At 60.6% G+C, this 17,530-nt stretch carries 13 protein-coding genes; 4 read left to right on the forward strand and 9 right to left on the reverse strand.

Annotated features, from left to right (window positions below; translation table 11 throughout):
• Window positions 1-211: 211 nt before the first annotated feature.
• From WCA53_RS03150 to WCA53_RS03185, 8 genes are all read right to left on the reverse strand, one after another.
• Complete coding sequence (locus tag WCA53_RS03150; protein WP_423905369.1) at window positions 212-1,501, reverse strand: aromatic ring-hydroxylating oxygenase subunit alpha; 1,290 nt, start codon at window positions 1,499-1,501, stop codon at window positions 212-214.
• Window positions 1,502-1,564: 63 nt separating this feature from the next.
• A complete protein-coding gene (locus WCA53_RS03155; RefSeq protein ID WP_423905371.1) occupies window positions 1,565-2,359 on the reverse strand; it encodes an electron transfer flavoprotein subunit beta/FixA family protein in 795 nt (264 codons plus the stop codon).
• Window positions 2,360-2,390: 31 nt separating this feature from the next.
• On the reverse strand, window positions 2,391-3,575 hold the full coding sequence (locus WCA53_RS03160; protein ID WP_423905444.1) for an electron transfer flavoprotein subunit alpha/FixB family protein: 1,185 nt from the start codon (window positions 3,573-3,575) through the stop codon (window positions 2,391-2,393).
• A 15-nt stretch (window positions 3,576-3,590) separates the two neighbouring features.
• Entirely contained in the window at window positions 3,591-5,510 is a 1,920-nt protein-coding gene (locus tag WCA53_RS03165; RefSeq protein ID WP_423905373.1) for a (Fe-S)-binding protein, read from the reverse strand.
• Between the two features lie 2 nt (window positions 5,511-5,512).
• A complete protein-coding gene (locus WCA53_RS03170; protein ID WP_423905375.1) occupies window positions 5,513-7,576 on the reverse strand; it encodes an FAD-dependent oxidoreductase in 2,064 nt (687 codons plus the stop codon).
• A gap of 50 nt (window positions 7,577-7,626) precedes the next feature.
• On the reverse strand, window positions 7,627-8,163 hold the full coding sequence (locus tag WCA53_RS03175; RefSeq protein WP_423905377.1) for a DUF5943 domain-containing protein: 537 nt from the start codon (window positions 8,161-8,163) through the stop codon (window positions 7,627-7,629).
• Between the two features lie 34 nt (window positions 8,164-8,197).
• Window positions 8,198-9,169, reverse strand: coding sequence for a dipeptidase (locus WCA53_RS03180; protein WP_423905379.1), 972 nt, complete (start codon window positions 9,167-9,169; stop codon window positions 8,198-8,200).
• A 31-nt stretch (window positions 9,170-9,200) separates the two neighbouring features.
• Window positions 9,201-10,490 carry a serine hydroxymethyltransferase gene (locus tag WCA53_RS03185; protein WP_423905381.1) on the reverse strand — a complete coding sequence of 430 codons (1,290 nt, stop codon included), beginning with the start codon at window positions 10,488-10,490 and terminating at the stop codon, window positions 9,201-9,203.
• Between the two features lie 403 nt (window positions 10,491-10,893).
• On the opposite strand from WCA53_RS03185, the gene WCA53_RS03190 reads away from it, so the two are divergent.
• A complete protein-coding gene (locus WCA53_RS03190; RefSeq protein ID WP_423905383.1) occupies window positions 10,894-11,889 on the forward strand; it encodes a GlxA family transcriptional regulator in 996 nt (331 codons plus the stop codon).
• Window positions 11,890-11,945: 56 nt separating this feature from the next.
• On the opposite strand, the gene fdhA is transcribed toward WCA53_RS03190, so the two are convergent.
• Window positions 11,946-13,145 (reverse strand): formaldehyde dehydrogenase, glutathione-independent, encoded by a 1,200-nt coding sequence (gene fdhA, locus WCA53_RS03195; protein WP_423905386.1) that lies wholly within the window; start codon window positions 13,143-13,145, stop codon window positions 11,946-11,948.
• A 203-nt stretch (window positions 13,146-13,348) separates the two neighbouring features.
• Here fdhA and betI point away from each other — a divergent pair, with 203 nt between their 5' ends.
• Genes betI through betA form a run of 3 tightly spaced genes read left to right on the forward strand, consistent with a single transcriptional unit; the run spans window position 13,349 to window position 17,130 of the window.
• Window positions 13,349-13,948, forward strand: coding sequence for a transcriptional regulator BetI (gene betI, locus WCA53_RS03200; protein WP_423905388.1), 600 nt, complete (start codon window positions 13,349-13,351; stop codon window positions 13,946-13,948).
• 12 nt (window positions 13,949-13,960) lie between these two features.
• Window positions 13,961-15,430, forward strand: coding sequence for a betaine-aldehyde dehydrogenase (gene betB / locus WCA53_RS03205; RefSeq protein ID WP_423905391.1), 1,470 nt, complete (start codon window positions 13,961-13,963; stop codon window positions 15,428-15,430).
• An 11-nt stretch (window positions 15,431-15,441) separates the two neighbouring features.
• Window positions 15,442-17,130, forward strand: coding sequence for a choline dehydrogenase (betA, locus tag WCA53_RS03210; protein WP_423905393.1), 1,689 nt, complete (start codon window positions 15,442-15,444; stop codon window positions 17,128-17,130).
• Window positions 17,131-17,530: the final 400 nt, after the last annotated feature.

Here is a 17,530-nt window from a genome sequence, read left to right on the forward strand (position 1 = left end):
GCGGTTTGAACGCGTTTCTTTGCTTCGTTTCTTTGCGCGTTTGCAAAGAAATGAAGTCCCGCCCCGGATAGGGGCTAACAGTAATAAGCAAGAAAATCCGACTTAAGCAGAACGACCACGCGAGCAGGAGGACTCAATCCTAGCCCGACACTCGCCGCGAGCAGCACCCCATCCACCCAAGCCCCACACTCGCCGCGAGCAGCACCCCTCCTCACCTAACAAACGCCACAACCCGCTCCCCAACGCCCAGCGCAGCGTCCCCTCGCGCAACCTCGCCAACCCGGCCTATATACCACTCGCAGAACTTCTCCACTAAACCTTCCGTGAACGGCGAATACGGCCCCGGTTCATACGCACTACTCGACACGCCCAGTTGCGAATACTCCACCAGCGTACGATCCTGGTCGTTCGTCGCACGCCAGACCGCCGTGAGATTGTCGACATCGTAATCAATGCCTTCCTGCGCATCCTTGTGAACCAGCCATTTGGTGCGCACCAGCGTCTCGCCCGCCGACAACGGAATCACCGAGAAGCTCACAATGTGATCGCTCATGAAGTGATGCCACGAGTTCGGCTGCGTCCAGAACGAAAGACCACCCAGATCGGCCTGCTGGAATCCACCCAGTAATTTCTTCGACGCCACCTTGGCGTCCATCGTTTGCGACTCGCCGCTACGATCCAGCGGCAAGCGCTGCGTGCGAAAACCGCTAACGAGATCGGACAGGTGATCGATTTCCGCCGACGGCAGGTTCATCGCTTCCCATTGCTTCGTACGCTCGGCAACGGTCCGCTCAAAAGCAGCCATCGCCTCCTCGTTATCGGCGGAACGCTGGTAACCAAAACCATATTCGTACAGCGAGATCGTCAATTCAGGATGGTTCGCGACGCAGTGATAGCACTCGCGGTTGTTCTCCATCGTGAGCTTCCAGTTGCCCTTCTCGAAGATATCGATCGATGCCGCTACCTTGCAGTCCGCCAAACCATGCGGCAAGAGGTACGGTTCCATCTTCTCGCGCAGGACCGCGAAATCGGCCGGCGGATTCTCGGCGAGACAAACGAAGATCAGACCCGCTAGATTCTCGACATGAACCTTCTTTAAGCTGTGCTTGCACTTGTCAAACTGCTCGCCCATATGTTCGGCAAACATCAAATCGCCGTTCAGGTTGTACGTCCAGCTGTGATACGGACAGACAATATTGCCGAGCGAGCCCTTCTCCTCGTTGCAAAGACGCGAACCGCGATGACGGCAGACGTTATGGAACGCGCGAACCTGCATGTCGTCGTCGCGCACGATCAGGATGGAATCGTCGCCGAGTTCCACCGTGATGTAGTCGCCCGGTTCCGGCACGTCCGGCTCGACCGCGACCTGAATCCAGTGCCGCCTGAAGATCGCCTCCATATCGAGCGCGTGAATTTCTTCGCTCGTATAAAACGGAGCTTCCAGCGTATGGCCCTTCTTGCGGCGCTCGATCATTGCGCGAACGTCTGCCGAAACTTTCATCGTGTGCTCCGAGTCATGGTGCCCGCCCGACCTTATTCAAGCGGGTTAAATTGCGATCGAAAATCAGTAATCCACGAGTTGATGCTCGCGCAAATACGCCAGGATCACTTGTGCTTTTTCGACTGAAGTCCCTTCAATTACGACGCTTCCACCCCGGCTTTCCGTGGCGGTGGCAGAAAGCATGCGTGCGTGTCCCGAGCGCTTCTCCGCAGCCGCAAGGCGCACGGGTTTTGCGGTCGCGGGCTTGATCGACCATGCGGCGCGATCCGAGAAACTCAGCGTGCCTACCGCGACGGGGTCGACCGCGCCCGCACGAAGCTTCGCGTAGGCATAACGCGGTGTGGCGTTTGCCATCGGATGCACGGCGATAAGCGCGGGCAAACCAGCCCGTACGCGACGGCGCAATCCTTTTGGAAGGAACTGCCTGACGACGACGTTCCCGCCCTCAACATCGATATCGACGGCCGAGCCGAGCAGCGGCAACTCCATTGCGTCGGCGAGCTGGTACGGCAGCATGCCGCTATCATCCGTGCCTTCCGCACGGGTGCCGGTCAGCACGAGGTCGTAGCCTTGCAGTCGCGCGCTCAGCAAAGGGGCAATCTCAATGCCCGCTTCTACGGTCAGCACTTCAACTTTGGCCGCGCCCAACGCGAGATAGTCGCGCAGCGCCGGATTCGCGGGGTCGCCTGCGTGCAGCACATCTAACGTAGCCTGATGGCGCTTGGCGAGATCGAGCGCCAGCGTCAGCGCGGCGGCGTCGTTGCGGCTATAGCGAGCGGTGCCACTCACCGGATGACGGCCCACGGAAACGAGCACGACGATTTTGCGCAAGCGGCGCGTGGTCGATACGGTGTTCAATTGAACGCTCCTGTTGCACGCTGGGTCGATGTCATGCGAGCGCACCTTCAAGTTTCCCCGAGCCTGGCGCACTCGCCACGGGAGGCAAGGTGGAAGGATTGGCACGCGCGTTGCGCGCCTTGGCCGCAGCGTCGGTCAAGGCGGCAATCGTCTCAGCCGCGTCGCCGACGATGGTCAAATTCGCGCGCTTCGCGATGGGCGCGCTGGCATCGAGGTTCACCGCGATCACGTGCCGGCAATCCTTGATGCCCTGCAAGTGCTGCACCGCGCCCGAGATGCCAAACGCGATGTAGATACTCGCGTCCACGGTCTTGCCTGTCGCGCCGATCTGCTTGTCGCGGGGAAACTTGCCGTCGTCGACTGCCACCCGGCTCGCACCGATCGCCGCGCCCACGGTGCTGGCGAGACGCTCGAATGCGGGTACATCGGTCACGCCATTACCCGCCGAGACGATAAAGTCGGCCTCTTCAAGCGCAACCTGCGCTGCATCGATTTCCTCGATACCCAGATCTTCGTGGCGCTGTCGAACCGCATTGCCTTCACTCTTGAACTGCGTCGCGTCAACCCTCTCGCCTGCGCCGACGAACGGCAATCGCGCGTCAACCGCATTGGCGGCTAGCAAAATCACTTCTGGCAGCGAACGCACAGCGAACGCCTTGCGCGCTTGCGTATAGATCGACACGTGGTTTGCGCTGATCTCGACCACCTGCGTCGCCACCGATGCCTTCGCCTGCGCCGCGTATCGACGACCCAGGTCGCCGTCGCCGGTCGAATTATCGGGAATGAAAACATGCGCGGGCGAGTAACTCGCGACGCACGCCGCGAGCGCATCGAGCGCTACATCCGGCGTGAACGCACGGCGGTCGAACGACGGCATCTCGATCAGCTTGTCGGCCCCGAGCGCGGCGGCATCGTCCTTGAACTCGCCGAACACGAGCAGCGCGACCTGCGTCGTCGCATCTGCTATCAGCGCGGCGGCTGCGAGTGTCTGGCGCGCGTGGTCATCCAGCGAGCCTCGATCGCTGTGCGCGGCTACAAGCAATGAACGTTGCGCGGCGGCCATTGTGCGGCGCGGCTTCACCTGTTCGCGATGGCCGCCGAGAGCCCCAAGATTGGGCGCCGCGGCCGTGCCGAGTTCGGCCAGCGTGATGCGCTTGAGCCCTTCTGCCGTGACGGAAAACGGTCGGCGCGGGTCGATACGCTTGATGCTATGCATTGTTGTGTGCATTCCTTACTCCAGCGCCGCAGCAACGAGCTCGGCCACGTCGAGTACTTCCGGCCGAGGCCCGACGACGCCTTCCAGCATCGCCGTGCAATTCGGGCATCCCACGGCGACGATCTCTGCATTGATCGCGCGTGCGTCGTTGATGCGAATGTCGGGAATACGCTGCTTACCCGGGATGTCGGTAAGCGGCGCACCGCCACCACCCCCGCAACAACGCCCGCGCATGCCGTTGCGTTCCATCTCGACCACCTTGATGCCGATCGACTTCAGCAAAGTACGCGGCGCTTGCGTTTCACCGTTATATCGGCCGAGATAGCACGGGTCGTGATAAGTAACGGTCTTGCCGGCCGTGAGCGCAGCTTCAGCTTTCGGCGAGAGTCTGCCGCTCGCGACGAGTTCTGCGATCAGCGAGGTGTGATGCTGGACCTCGTAGAATCCGCCCAGCGCGCGATATTCGTTGCGCAAGCTATGCAGCACATGCGGATCGGCGGTAACGATCTTCTTGAACGAATACTGTGACAGGGTCGCGATCAATTGCTTCGCAAGTTGCTGGAAGGTGGCTTCATCGCCCAGACGACGCGCCGTGTCGCCAGTATCGGTTTCCACGCCACCGAGCACCGCATAGTCGACGCCCGCCTTGTTCAACACTTTCACGAGCGCACGCAGCGAGCGCTGGTAACGCATGTCGAACGCGCCCTCGCCTGCTATCAGCAATATGTCCACGGTGCGGCCCGGCTGCGCCACCTGTACTTGCAGATCGACCGCCCAATCGTAACGCGCACCGATGTCAAAGCCGTTCGCGCTGCCCGTCTCGCGCAGGTTGGCGAGGGTCTCCGGGCCCTTGCCCGGCACGATGCCTTCGACCAGCGTCTGGTTGCGTCGCATGTCGACAATGGCGTCTACATGCTCGATCAGCATCGGGCACTCTTGAACGCATGCGCGGCAGGTCGTGCAGGACCATAGCGTGTCGGCTTCAATCAATGCCGACACGATCGGCTTGGCCGGTGCGCCAGAATGCTTGCCCACCGAAATGCCAGGGGTCGGGCTGCCTGCATACTCTGCGTCCGTTCCGCCGACCATCCCCGTCACCAGATCCTGGATCAGCTTCTTCGGGTTCAGCGGCTGTCCCGCGGCGAACGCCGGACACGCAGCCTCGCACTTGCCGCATTGCACGCAGGCATCGAAACTCAGCAACTGGTTCCAGCGAAACTCGACGGGCTTGCCGACGCCATATTCCTTCGCGTCGAGTACGGGCATCTTGAGCGCGGTCGGCGGCACCACGTCGTGCTCATGACTGCGTCCGCTGAAACGTTCCTGACGCGGATGAAACGCGAGATGAAGCAAGCCCGCGAGCGCGTGTTTCATCGGGCCGCCACGTGCGGCGCCGAAGGTCATCGTGAACGCGCCGGCCGCGATCAGTACTGCAACAATGATCGCAAACGCACCCGACATCGCTTTCGCCGGCAACACGATGAACAATACGAGGCCCAGCGCGAAAGAACCGAGGAGCATCGGTAAGCTGTCCCAAGGCCCACGCGAAAGCCGCGCCGGCACCGCTTTCGCACCGTGCCGCCGACGCCATACGAACACGGCGCCGACCAGCATCACGATCGCTGCCAGGAAGATCAGCTTGTCGAGCCACGGCGAATAGATCGCGAGTCCGTAGTTCAGGAACACGAGTCCCATTGCGGCGATCGCGCCACCCGCCGTCGCAACGTGCGTCTTCGCGATGTACGGGTCGCGTGCGACCACGTGATGCAGATCGACGAAGTATCGCTTCGGGATGCTCAGGAGGTTGCCCCAACCGTATGCACCGGCCGCCGTCGCACGGCCTTCGCGCCAGTACGATGAGCGCTTGAACACCGCGAACACAAGACCCGCCACCGACAACCACAACAACGCGGTAATCACGAATACCGGGCTCATTGTCAGAAGTCCTTTACAAGACGCAGCGCGTCGTAGATCGCGCCGTGAATGTTATGCATGGAGATGCAGTCACCAACGCGGAACAGCAGGAAGCGCCCGTTGCCCAGTTCGTCGCTCAAGGACGGTTGCGGTTCAGAAGCGAACAGCTTGTGCACGTCGATCTGTCCGCGATTGAGCGACTCGGGCTTGAGCTTCCAGTAGAGCTCGTCATTGGGCGTGATGCCATTCTCGATCACGACCTGATCGACCGCGCGCTCTTCCTGCTCCTCGGTGTACTCGTTGCGAATCACGGCGATCTTCTTGCCGTTTTCCTCGTACACCTTGTCGAGCCAGTAGTTCGGCGTGGAGATCACGCCCTGCGCGTAGAGACGACGGTAAAAGATCGGGAACGTAGTACCGCCCACGTCGTCGGAGACCTTCACGTCTGGCGTGACGATCTCGACGTTCGCACCCCGGCTCGCGATGAAATCCGCTACACCGGCGCCCGCGTGCATGCTGACGCCGTCGTAGACCAGCACGTTCTTGCCCGGTTCTACCTTGCCCGACAGAATGTCCCACGAACTCACGGCGAGACCTTCTTCCACGCCCCACTCTGGCACCTGCTGCGTGAACGATGACCCGCCGGTTGCGAGCACGACAATGTCGGGCTTCTCGGCCATGATCATCTTTTCGTCCGCGGAAACCCCCAGTCTGCGATTCACGCCAAGGCGCTTCGTTTCCATATCGAACCAGCGCACGATGCCCGCCATCTGCTCGCGCTGCGGCGCTTTCGCGGCCAGCATGATCTGCCCACCCACATAGTCGTTCTTCTCGAACAGCACGACGTCGTGACCGCGCGACCTTGCAACACGCGCGGCTTCCAATCCCGCCGGTCCAGCGCCGACAACGACGACCTTTCGCTTAGGGCCCTTCGATTTTTCAATCACGTGCGGCATGGTCGCTTCACGCGATGTCGCCGCGTTCTGCACGCACAGCACATCCAGGCCGAGATACTGCCGGTCGATGCAATAGTTCGCGCCCACGCATTGCTTGATCTCATCTTCGCGGCCATCGCGAATCTTGATGACCATGTGAGGATCGGCGATCTGCGCGCGCGTCATGCCCACCAAGTCGATCATGCCGCTTTCGAGCAAGCGCTCGGCCTGCCCGGCATCGCGAATGCTCTGTGCATGCATGATGGGCAGCTTCACCACCGACTTGATGCCTGCGGCAAGATGCACGAATGGTTCAGGCGGCAGGGCCATCGGCGGCATGCAGTTCGCCAGCGTGTTATGCGTGTCCGCACCGGAGCCGATCACGCCGATGTAATCGATCATTCCGGTCTCGGCCATCGACTGCGCAATCTCCTTGAGCTGCGCATGATCGAGGCCGTCTTCGTGAAATTCATCCCCGCACATGCGCAGGCCGACGCAGAAGTCCGCGCCCACCGCTTCACGCACAGCATGGAGAACTTCGTTACCGAAACGAAGGCGGTTCTCAAGCGAGCCGCCCCATTCGTCGGTACGAAAATTGGTGCGCGGGCTCCAGAACTGGTCGATCAGGTGCTGATGTGCCGCCGAGATTTCGATGCCGTCCAAGCCGGCATCTTTCACACGTTTCGCCGCCGCGCCAAAGTCGGAAATGATCCGCTTGATTTCCTCGACTTCAATGATCTTCGCATTGCCGCGATGCACCGGCTCGCGTACACCGGAAGGCGACATCAAGTGAGGCCAGTGCTCGCCGTGATACGCGGTTCGACGGCCCATGTGAGTCGCCTGGATCATGATCTTCGCGCCGTGCCGATGCATCGCTTCGGCGAGTCGCGAGAGAGGATCGACAACCTTGTCGGTTGCGAGGTTGACCGATTTCCACCAGCCTTGCGGACTATCGATCGATACCGGGCTCGAGCCCCCACATACGGCGAGGCCCACGCCGCCCTTGGCCTTCTCTTCGTAGTAACGGATATACCGGTCGCCTGGGAGGCCGCCTGGCTCCGCGTACACCTCCGCATGCGCGGTGCTGACAATGCGATTGCGCAGGGTCAGCTTGTTCAGCGTAAGAGGCTTGAAAAGATTGGGGTAACGCATCGCGGTCGACCTCGGTATTTATCTGCTTTACTACGCGTCTTGTGGAGTGCTCAAGCTGCCAGCGGGGACACTTCGAAGACGCAGTGGGAATGGCCCTCGGCCGCGCATTGCGTTTCTACCGAGAACGACTTCGTACCTTTCTTCGTGCCTTCGGGCGCCGTGTCGTTGACCCAGTCCATCGCACCGGAGAACCAGCCGGCGAACATGTAGCAGAGCTTATCTTCCCTGCCCGGCTGGGCGAGGACGAACGATGAGTTGTGCAGATGTACGCGCGCACGCGATGTCGACGGGTCGCTTTCCACGATCGTGAATAGCCCCCACCCGCGCTGTGACAGCCGCTTCAGATAGTGTTCGAATACCGCCATGCCGCTGATTCCATGCTGCTTCGCTTCCTTGTCGCACCAGTGGTAGGCGGACTTGTGGCCCGCCTTGTAGAGGCTTTCGGCATACACTTCGCGACCCAGCGCTTCTTCAACGGCAATGTGGTTGTTGGTAAAGAAGTGGCGGGGGACGTACAGCATCGGCAGTGAATCGGTGGTCCAGACGCCGGTTACCGGATCGACATCAATGGGCAGTTGCGGTTGCATCGTGGAGATTCCTTGGTTTGTATTGGGTCGCAGGTTAGACGTTCCAGACGCTGTCGAAGACACGGACCCAGTTCTCGCCCATCACCTTCTTGATACGCGACTCGCTCCATCCGGCACGCTCCATGGCGGCCGTCAGGTTCGGGAATTCGCCAATCGTTCGGATACCTTCTGGATTCACCACCTTGCCGAAGTTCGTCAGTTGACGATAGCGGCCCTTGTCGTGCGTGATCCAGTCGAAGAATTCCGTGCTGTACCCTTGCGTGAAGTCCGTGCCGATACCCACGTTGTCTTCGCCGATCAGGTCGACCACGTATTCGATCGCTTCAAGATAATCCTCGACCGTTGCGTCGGCTCCGCGCTTGAGAAACGGCGCAAACATCGTCACGCCAACAAAGCCGCCGGCGTCGGCAATCTCTTTCAGTTGTTCGTCCGATTTGTTGCGCGGATGTTCTTTCAGGCCCGACGGGCAGCAATGCGAGTAGCACACCGGCTTGCTCGACGCTGCGATGGCCTCAGACGAGGTCTTTCCGCCCACGTGTGACAAGTCGACCATGATCCCGACACGATTCATCTCTTGAATCACTTCGCGGCCGAAGCCCGACAGCCCCCCGTCGCGTTCGTAGCACCCCGTGCCGACCAGGTTCTGCGTGTTGTAGCAGAGCTGGACCACGTTCACGCCGAGTTGCTTGAAGGTCTCGATATAGCCGAGGTTGTCCTCGAATGCATGCGCGTTCTGGAAGCCAAAAATAATGCCGGTCTTGTTCTCTTGCTTCGCGCGGCGAATGTCGTCGGTCGTGCGTACCAGCGTAAGAATGTCGCTATGTTCGCGGATCTGCTGGCGCATCCCGGCGATGTTGTCGACGGTCTTCTGGAAGCTCTCCCAGACGGAAACCGTGCAGTTCACCGCGGTCACGCCGCCCTTTCTCATGTCCTCGAAGACCGACGGCTCGAACTTTGAAATGTTCAGGCCGTCGATGATGATGCTGGTGTCGTGCAAAGTGCTCATCTCGTGCTCCACGAAAATTGAAAGGGCGTGATCAATAGATGGGGAAGCGTTCGCACAGCGCGAAGATTTCGCGGCGCACGCGCTGCTCCGTGGCGGCGTCGCCTTCCGGATGCTCGCGCAGCGCGTCGAACACTTCAACGATCAGCCGGCCGATATCGCGGAATTCGGCGACGCCGAAACCGCGCGTGGTACCGGCCGGCGTGCCGAGACGCACGCCCGATGTGACGGTCGGCTTTTCCGGGTCGAACGGGATGCCGTTCTTGTTGCAGGTGATGCCGGCGCGTTCCAGCGCGTGTTCGACTTGGTTGCCTTTCAAGCCCTTGGGACGCAGGTCGACGAGCAGCAAGTGGTTGTCGGTACCACCGGTCACCAGATCGACACCACCCGCCTTCAGTACTTCGCCAAGGGCCTTTGCATTGGCAAGCACGCTGTCGATATAAGTTTTGAAGCCGGGTTGAAGCGCCTCGCCGAAGGCCACCGCCTTGCCGGCAATTACATGCATCAACGGGCCGCCCTGCAGGCCGGGGAATACGGCCGAGTTGATCTTCTTGGCAATGTCTTCGTCATTGGTCAGCACGAAGCCGCCGCGCGGTCCGCGCAGGGTCTTGTGCGTAGTCGACGTCACCACGTGCGCATGCTCGATCGGGTTCTGATGCCGTCCGGCCGCGATCACGCCTGCGATGTGAGCCATGTCGACCATCAACTTGGAACCGGCTTTATCGGCGATGGCACGCAGGCGCTCGAAGTCCAGTGCACGCGGATAGGCGGAGAAGCCTGCGATCAACAGCGTCGGCTTATGCTGCATCGCGAGTTCTTCTACTTGCTCGTAGTCGATCAGCATCGTGTCGCGCCTGACGCCGTATTGAACGGCGTTGAACCACTTGCCCGACATGGCCGGCTTGGCGCCGTGCGTGAGGTGGCCGCCTGCATCGAGCGACATGCCAAGGACCGTGTCGCCGGGCTTGGTCAGCGCGAGCATCACTGCGCCGTTCGCTTGCGCGCCGGAGTGCGGCTGGACGTTGGCGAATTGGGCGTTGAACAGTTGCTTCACGCGATCGATCGCCAGCGTTTCGATCTCGTCGACAAATTCGCAACCGCCGTAGTAGCGCTTGCCGGGATAACCTTCCGCGTACTTGTTGGTCAGCACCGAGCCTTGCGCTTCCAGCACGGCCTTCGAAACAATATTCTCGGAGGCGATCAATTCGATCTGCGATTGCTGGCGCTCCAGTTCTTTAAGAATGGCGCTGCGTACCGGCGAATCGCGCGTGGCAAGCGATTCCTCGAAGAAAGGGGCGGCTGGGCGGTTTGACGTATTTGACATTGAAGCATCCGTGAGTTCGGGGACAAGTCGTTTTATGGAAAGGCGGGATCAGGGATTTGGCTTGGAACGCCCGCCTGACCCGCTTGTCCGATGCGTCTATTCTTGATCCGCGCCTCACGTGTCAATTTACGAATTTAGACGTGTTCTTGGCTTTTTCCGACATAGGCGTCCAATTTCCTCAAGTCGCCAACCGCCCCAACCGCGCACCTAACCGCCCTCACGAGGTGCGCCCCCCGCGGGCGGAGCCCTCTGTCGGTGCGTAGTTAACTGCTTAAAAAAACGCGATTCCCAAGACCGCTAGGGTTTGGCCCGATGGCATGCAAGTTGCAAACCTCGACAGAATGTCTATCGGCCGTGTCCCCACAGCCGCATCACATTACAGATTCGAAGGAATCATTCCTCAATGTCTCCCAATCGCACTGCGTCGCTGGCGCATTTTGCGTTCATGCCGTTGCCCAACTTCACGATGATCGCGTTCACCAACGCGATCGAAGTGCTCCGCATGGCGAACTACCTGACCGGGCAAACACTGTATCGCTGGTCGATCGTGAGCCCGGATGGCGGTCCTGTCGCGGCAAGCAACGGCCTCTCGGTCGATACCTCACCGGTCGATGGCGTGGGACAACCGGACATCGTATTCGTGGTCGGAGGAATAGACGTACAGCGCGAAACAACCACGGACCATCTGGCCGCGCTAAGGCGCTTTGCGCGCCTGGGCTGCGCGCTAGGCAGCCTTTGCACCGGAACGTACGCGCTCGCACGAGCCGGCCTGCTTGCGGGCTACGCCTGCGCGATCCATTGGGAGAACATGTCGGCGCTGAAAGAAGAATTCCCCGAGACGCGATTTCTGAAGGAGCTTTTTGTTGTCGACCGGGATCGCGTGACGTGTACCGGCGGCGTGGCGCCGCTCGACATGATGCTGAACCTGATCACACCGCGTGTAGGGACGGCGACGGTCACGCAGATTGCGGAGCAGTTCATCGTGGAGCATGTTCGCGATACCAGCGCGCAACAACGCATGCCGCTAGTGGCACGGCTCGGATCGGCGAACAAGTCGCTGTTCGAGGTCATCTCGCTGATGGAAAACAACATAGAGGAGCCGCTTTCGCGTGAGGAACTCGCACGGCTCGCAGGCATGTCGCAACGACAACTTCAGCGCTTGTTTCGCGAGCATCTGGGCATGACACCCACGCATTACTACCTGACACTGCGCCTGCGCCGCGCGCGAGAACTGTTGTTGCAGACCGACATGTCGATCATGCACATCACGATGGCCTGCGGGTTCCAGTCCGCGTGTCACTTCAGCAAGAGCTATCGCGATTCGTTCGGCACCGCGCCCACGCGCGAACGCCGGCGGCAACTTCCGCCGCTCGCCGTGGCCTCTGCAATGGTTGCCTGAAAGCGCCGCTCTTAAGCCCTTAAGCTTGAGCGGCGCGTGACCTTTAGTTAGCGACCTTACGCGGCCTTCAGCATGCCGTGCGGGTCGATCACGAATTTGCGCGGCGCGCCGCCATCGAATTGACGATACCCATCCGGCGCCTGGTCGAGCGTGACCACCGAGACGTTCACTATATCGGCGATCGGCAAGCGGTCCCACAAGATGGCCTGCATCAAATTGTGGTTGTACTTCATGACCGGCGTCTGCCCGGTGAAGAACGAATGCGACTTCGCCCACCCCAGGCCGAAGCGAATACTCAAGCTGCCTTTCTTTGCCGCGGCGTCGGTAGCACCCGGGTCGTCGGTGACGTAAAGACCGGGAATGCCGATCGCTCCCGCCGCGCGCGTGATTTCCATCAGCGAGTTCAACACGGCCGCCGGCGCCTCTTCATTGTGTCCGCTGCTACCGTGCCCATGCGCCTCGAAGCCCACGCAATCCACTGCACAGTCCACTTCAGGCGTACCCAGGATCTGTGCGATCTGGTCGCCAAGCGTCGCATCCTTCGACAAATTCACCGTCTCGAAGCCCATCTTGCGCGCATGGGCGAGGCGGGCCTCATTCATGTCGCCGACGATCGTACAAGCCGCTCCCAACAACCGCGCCGACGCCGCAGCCGCCATGCCGACCGGACCCGCACCCGCGATATAAACCGTCGCGCCCGGCTTCACACCGGCCATCACAGCGCCGTGATAGCCGGTCGGCAAGATGTCGGAAAGGCAAGTCAGGTCGCGAATCTTCGACATGGCCTGGTCGCGATCCGGAAACTTCAGCAGATTAAAGTCGGCATACGGAACCATCACATATTCAGCCTGGCCGCCGATCCAGCCACCCATATCGACGTAACCATAAGCGCCGCCTGCCCGCGACGGATTGACGTTCAGGCAGACACCGGTGTGCTGCGACCTGCAGGTCGCACAGCGTCCGCATGCGACGTTGAACGGCACCGAAACCAGATCGCCAATGGAAAGCGTTTCCACGTCGCGGCCTATTTCGATGACTTCGCCCGTGATTTCGTGCCCAAGCACGAGTCCGACCTCAGCGGTCGTGCGGCCACGCACCATGTGCTGGTCGGAGCCGCAAATGTTGGTCGTCACGACCTTGAGGATCACGCCATGGCCGATCTGGCGCCCGCGTGGATCGACCATCTTCGGATAGTCGATCGATTGAACTTCGACCTTGCCCTGGCCTAGATAAACAACGCCGCGATTGCTGCTCATGCTTGTCTCCTTGTCTCGTGGACGGCTTCTCGTGGCATGGAACGCCATGCACCGTGCAAAGAGCGTAGTCCCGTGACGCTCTGCAGACGTATATGCAACACGACATCGGCTTGGCAGAAACCGACACGACGCTTTTTATTGATTGACCGTTCAATATAAAATACCTACGATCACGTCGATCTCCCGATTCGACGGAAAACACCATGCCCAAGCTTGGAATGCGGGAAATTCGCCGGGCGCAATTGATCGACGCCACGCTGCTGACTATCGACCATTCCGGCCTCGCCGGCACGACGCTCGCGTCGGTGGCGCAGCGCGCGAGTATTTCGACCGGCATTGTCAGCCACTATTTCGGCGATAAGGACGGCCTGCTCGAAGCCACCATGCGCCACGTGCTGCGCGACCTCTGGAGTGCGACATCGCGCAAGCGACGGGCGGCGCGCGATGAACCGCGAGCGCGGCTACGTGCCGTGGTCGCGGCGAATTTCGATGCCGCGCAAACCAGCAACCCGGTGATGAAGACGTGGCTCGCGTTTTGGTCCGAAAGCATGCATAAGCCGCAATTGCGGCGATTGCAGCACGTCAATACGCGACGCTTGTATTCCAATTTATGCGCTGATTTTTCCAGGGCGCTCCCACGTGCCGCCGCACGTCGCGCCGCAAGCGGCCTGGCGGCACTGATCGATGGCTTATGGTTGCGCGGCGCGTTGTCAGGCGAACCGTTCGACACGAAAGCCGCGCTTCGCGTGGCTAACGACTACATCGACCTCGTCCTGGATAGTCGCGGCCGACCCCTCTCCTGAAAGGAACATGCGATGCTCGCATTCGAACTGCAACGTCTGTACATCGGCGGCGCCTACGTCGACGCCACGAGCGGCGAAACCTTCGACACGCTCGACCCCGCCACGGGTGAAACACTTGCCAGCGTGCAGCAGGCGAGCGCCGCGGATATCGACCGTGCCGTGCGATCCGCACACGCGGGCCAGCGCGAATGGGCAGCAATGACCGCGATGCAGCGCTCCCGCATCCTGCGACGCGCCGTGGACATCCTGCGTGCGCGCAACGATGAACTCGCGTTGCTCGAAACCCGCGATACCGGCAAGCCCATCGCCGAAACGCAAGCCGTCGATATCGTCACCGGCGCGGACGTCATCGAGTATTACGCAGGACTGGCAACCGCAATCGAAGGGCAGCAGATCCCGTTGCGGCCGAGTTCATTCGCCTACACGCGACGGGAACCGCTTGGCGTATGCGCGGGCATCGGTGCGTGGAACTACCCGATCCAGATCGCGTGCTGGAAGTCGGCGCCTGCGCTCGCGGCCGGCAACGCGATGATTTTCAAGCCGAGCGAGATCACGCCATTGAGTGCGTTGAAACTGGCTGAGATCTATTTTGAAGCGGGCGTGCCGGCGGGCGTGTTCAACGTCGTGCAGGGCGACGGGCGTGTCGGCGCTTTGCTCGCGGCGCATCCGGGCATTGCGAAGGTCTCGTTCACGGGCGGTGTGGAGACAGGCAAGAAAGTGATGTCTCTGGCGGGCGGCTCGTCGCTGAAGGACGTCACCATGGAGCTGGGTGGCAAGTCTCCGCTCATCGTTTTCGACGACGCGAATCTCGAACGCGCCGCCGACATTGCCATGAGCGCCAACTTCTACAGCTCGGGCCAGGTCTGCACGAACGGCACGCGCGTGTTCGTGCAACGCACCGTGTTCGAGCGCTTCGAAGCGCTCATACTCGAACGCGTCAAGCGCGTCCGCGTGGGCTCTCCAACGGACACGCAGACCAACTTCGGCCCGCTTGCCAGTGCGGCTCAATTGCACAAGGTGCTGGGCTTCATTGAAAGCGGCAAGCAGGAAGGCGCGCGGCTGATCGCGGGGGGATCGCGAATCGTGCACGGGGCGTTCGCACAAGGCCAGTATGTCCAGCCGACCATCTTCACCGATTGTCGCGACGACATGCGTATCGTGCGCGAGGAGATCTTCGGACCCGTCATGAGCATTCTCGTATTCGAAGAGGAAAGCGAAGTAATCGAACGGGCCAATGCAACAGAATATGGACTCGCGGCGGGCGTCGTCACTGAGAATATCGCCCGTGCACATCGTGTGATTCACGCACTTGAAGCCGGCATCTGCTGGATCAATACATGGGGAGAGTCGCCGGCGGAAATGCCCGTGGGCGGCTACAAGCAATCAGGCGTGGGGCGCGAGAACGGCATCACCACGCTCGAGCACTATACGAACATCAAGTCCGTGCAGGTCGAACTCGGCCCCTATCAACCTGTGTTTTAAGGAGCCATGCGATGAGCTCGAATCAGTATGACTACATTGTCGTGGGCGCGGGTTCGGCGGGCAACGTGCTCGCGTCGCGCCTGACGGAAGACGCCGACGTGAGCGTGCTTCTGCTTGAAGCAGGCGGACCGGACTATCGATTCGACTTTCGCACGCAAATGCCGGCCGCGCTGGCATTTCCATTGCAGGGGCGACGCTATAACTGGGCTTATGAAACCGATCCCGAACCGCACATGAACAACCGTCGCATGGAATGTGGCCGAGGCAAGGGTTTGGGGGGATCGTCGCTGATCAACGGCATGTGCTACATCCGCGGCAACGCGCTCGACTACGACGGCTGGGCCGGCATTAAAGGCTTGGAAAACTGGACCTATTCCGATTGCCTGCCGTACTTCCGCAAAGCCGAAACGCGCGACGCCGGACCCAATCCGTATCACGGCGGCGACGGCCCCGTGCATGTCACGACATCGAAGCCCGGCAACAATCCGCTCTTTGCTGCAATGGTCGAAGCGGGTGTCCAGGCAGGTTATCCGCGTACCGACGACCTCAACGGTTATCAACAGGAAGGCTTCGGTCCGATGGACCGGACCGTCACGCCGAACGGCCGGCGCTCCAGCACGGCGCGGGGATATCTCGACCGCGCGAAGCATCGTCCGAACCTGACGATTCTCACGCACGCGCTCACCGATCGCGTATTGTTCGCGGGCAAGAAGGCCATCGGCGTGGCATACCTGCATGGCGGCGAGCACATCACTGCGCATGTGCGGCGGGAAGTGCTGGTGTGCAGCGGAGCCATCGCTTCGCCACAATTGCTCCAGCGTTCCGGCGTGGGGCGTTCAACCTGGCTGCGCGAGCTGGACGTGCCCTTGGTCCTTGACCTGCCGGGGGTAGGCGAGAATCTTCAGGACCACCTGGAGATGTACATGCAGTACGAATGCCTCGAACCCGTATCGCTCTACCCCGCGTTGCAGTGGTGGAACCAGCCGGCCATCGGGCTCGAATGGATGTTGCATGGCTCAGGGATTGGCGCAAGCAACCAGTTCGAAGCCGGCGGTTTCATCCGTACCCGCGACGACGACCTCTGGCCGAACATTCAGTACCACTTCCTTCCTGTCGCGATCAATTACAACGGCTCCAATCCGATCAGGATGCATGGTTTCCAGGCTCACGTCGGATCGATGCGCTCGCCAAGCCGCGGCCGCATCAAGTTGACATCACGCGATCCGAATGCCCATCCGAGCATCCTGTTCAACTATATGTCGGACCCGCTGGACTGGCGCGAATTCCGCGACGGCATCCGCATCACGCGCGAGATCATGCGTCAACCGGCGCTCGAGCCGTATCGCGGACGCGAACTGTATCCCGGCGCAGACCTGACCACCGACGACCAGCTCGACGGATTCGTCCGGCAGCGCGCCGAGACGGCGTTTCACCCATCCTGCTCATGCAAGATGGGTTACGACGACATGGCCGTCGTGGACAACGAGGGCCGCGTGCACGGACTCGAATCGCTGCGCGTGATCGACGCGTCGATCATGCCGCGGATCGTCACCGGGAACCTGAACGCGCCGACTATCATGCTGGCCGAGAAGCTTGCCGACAGTATCAGGGGGCGCCAAGCACTGGGTCGCGTCGATACGCCTTACTTCGTCGCGCAGGGTGTGAAGGCGCGGAAAATGGAGCCGGTTATCGCCGTTTAATTCGCGGCGATTGTTGACCGATTAATTGAATCTGTTCGGGCATCCCGGCCATCGTGGCCGGGATGCCCGTTTGCGTTTACCGGTACCAAAAGCACTCGCCGTCTATTTCCCGAAATTCTCGATCGCAATATATCGAAAACCGAAACGATCCGTATTAAGTCCGCAAAATTTATAGCGATCAATATCGCTTTATCTTGCGCGATTCAAATCGGCGTCTCGGAAGGACATCATTTCAAGCGCATCGATTCGCTTTAAGAATCCGCCGATCAAATGACGATGGCCGCTCGGCAACAATGTGGACACTTAAGAGCGCGACTGAATTTATCCTATACCGACTCCTGTCCAGCTCTTTGCAACCTCGATTAGCTTCCGCTGCATGTTAGCGGCGTGGAATCTTGCA

The sequence above is a fragment of the Caballeronia sp. genome, from assembly GCF_049581465.1.
Lineage (GTDB): Bacteria > Pseudomonadota > Gammaproteobacteria > Burkholderiales > Burkholderiaceae > Caballeronia.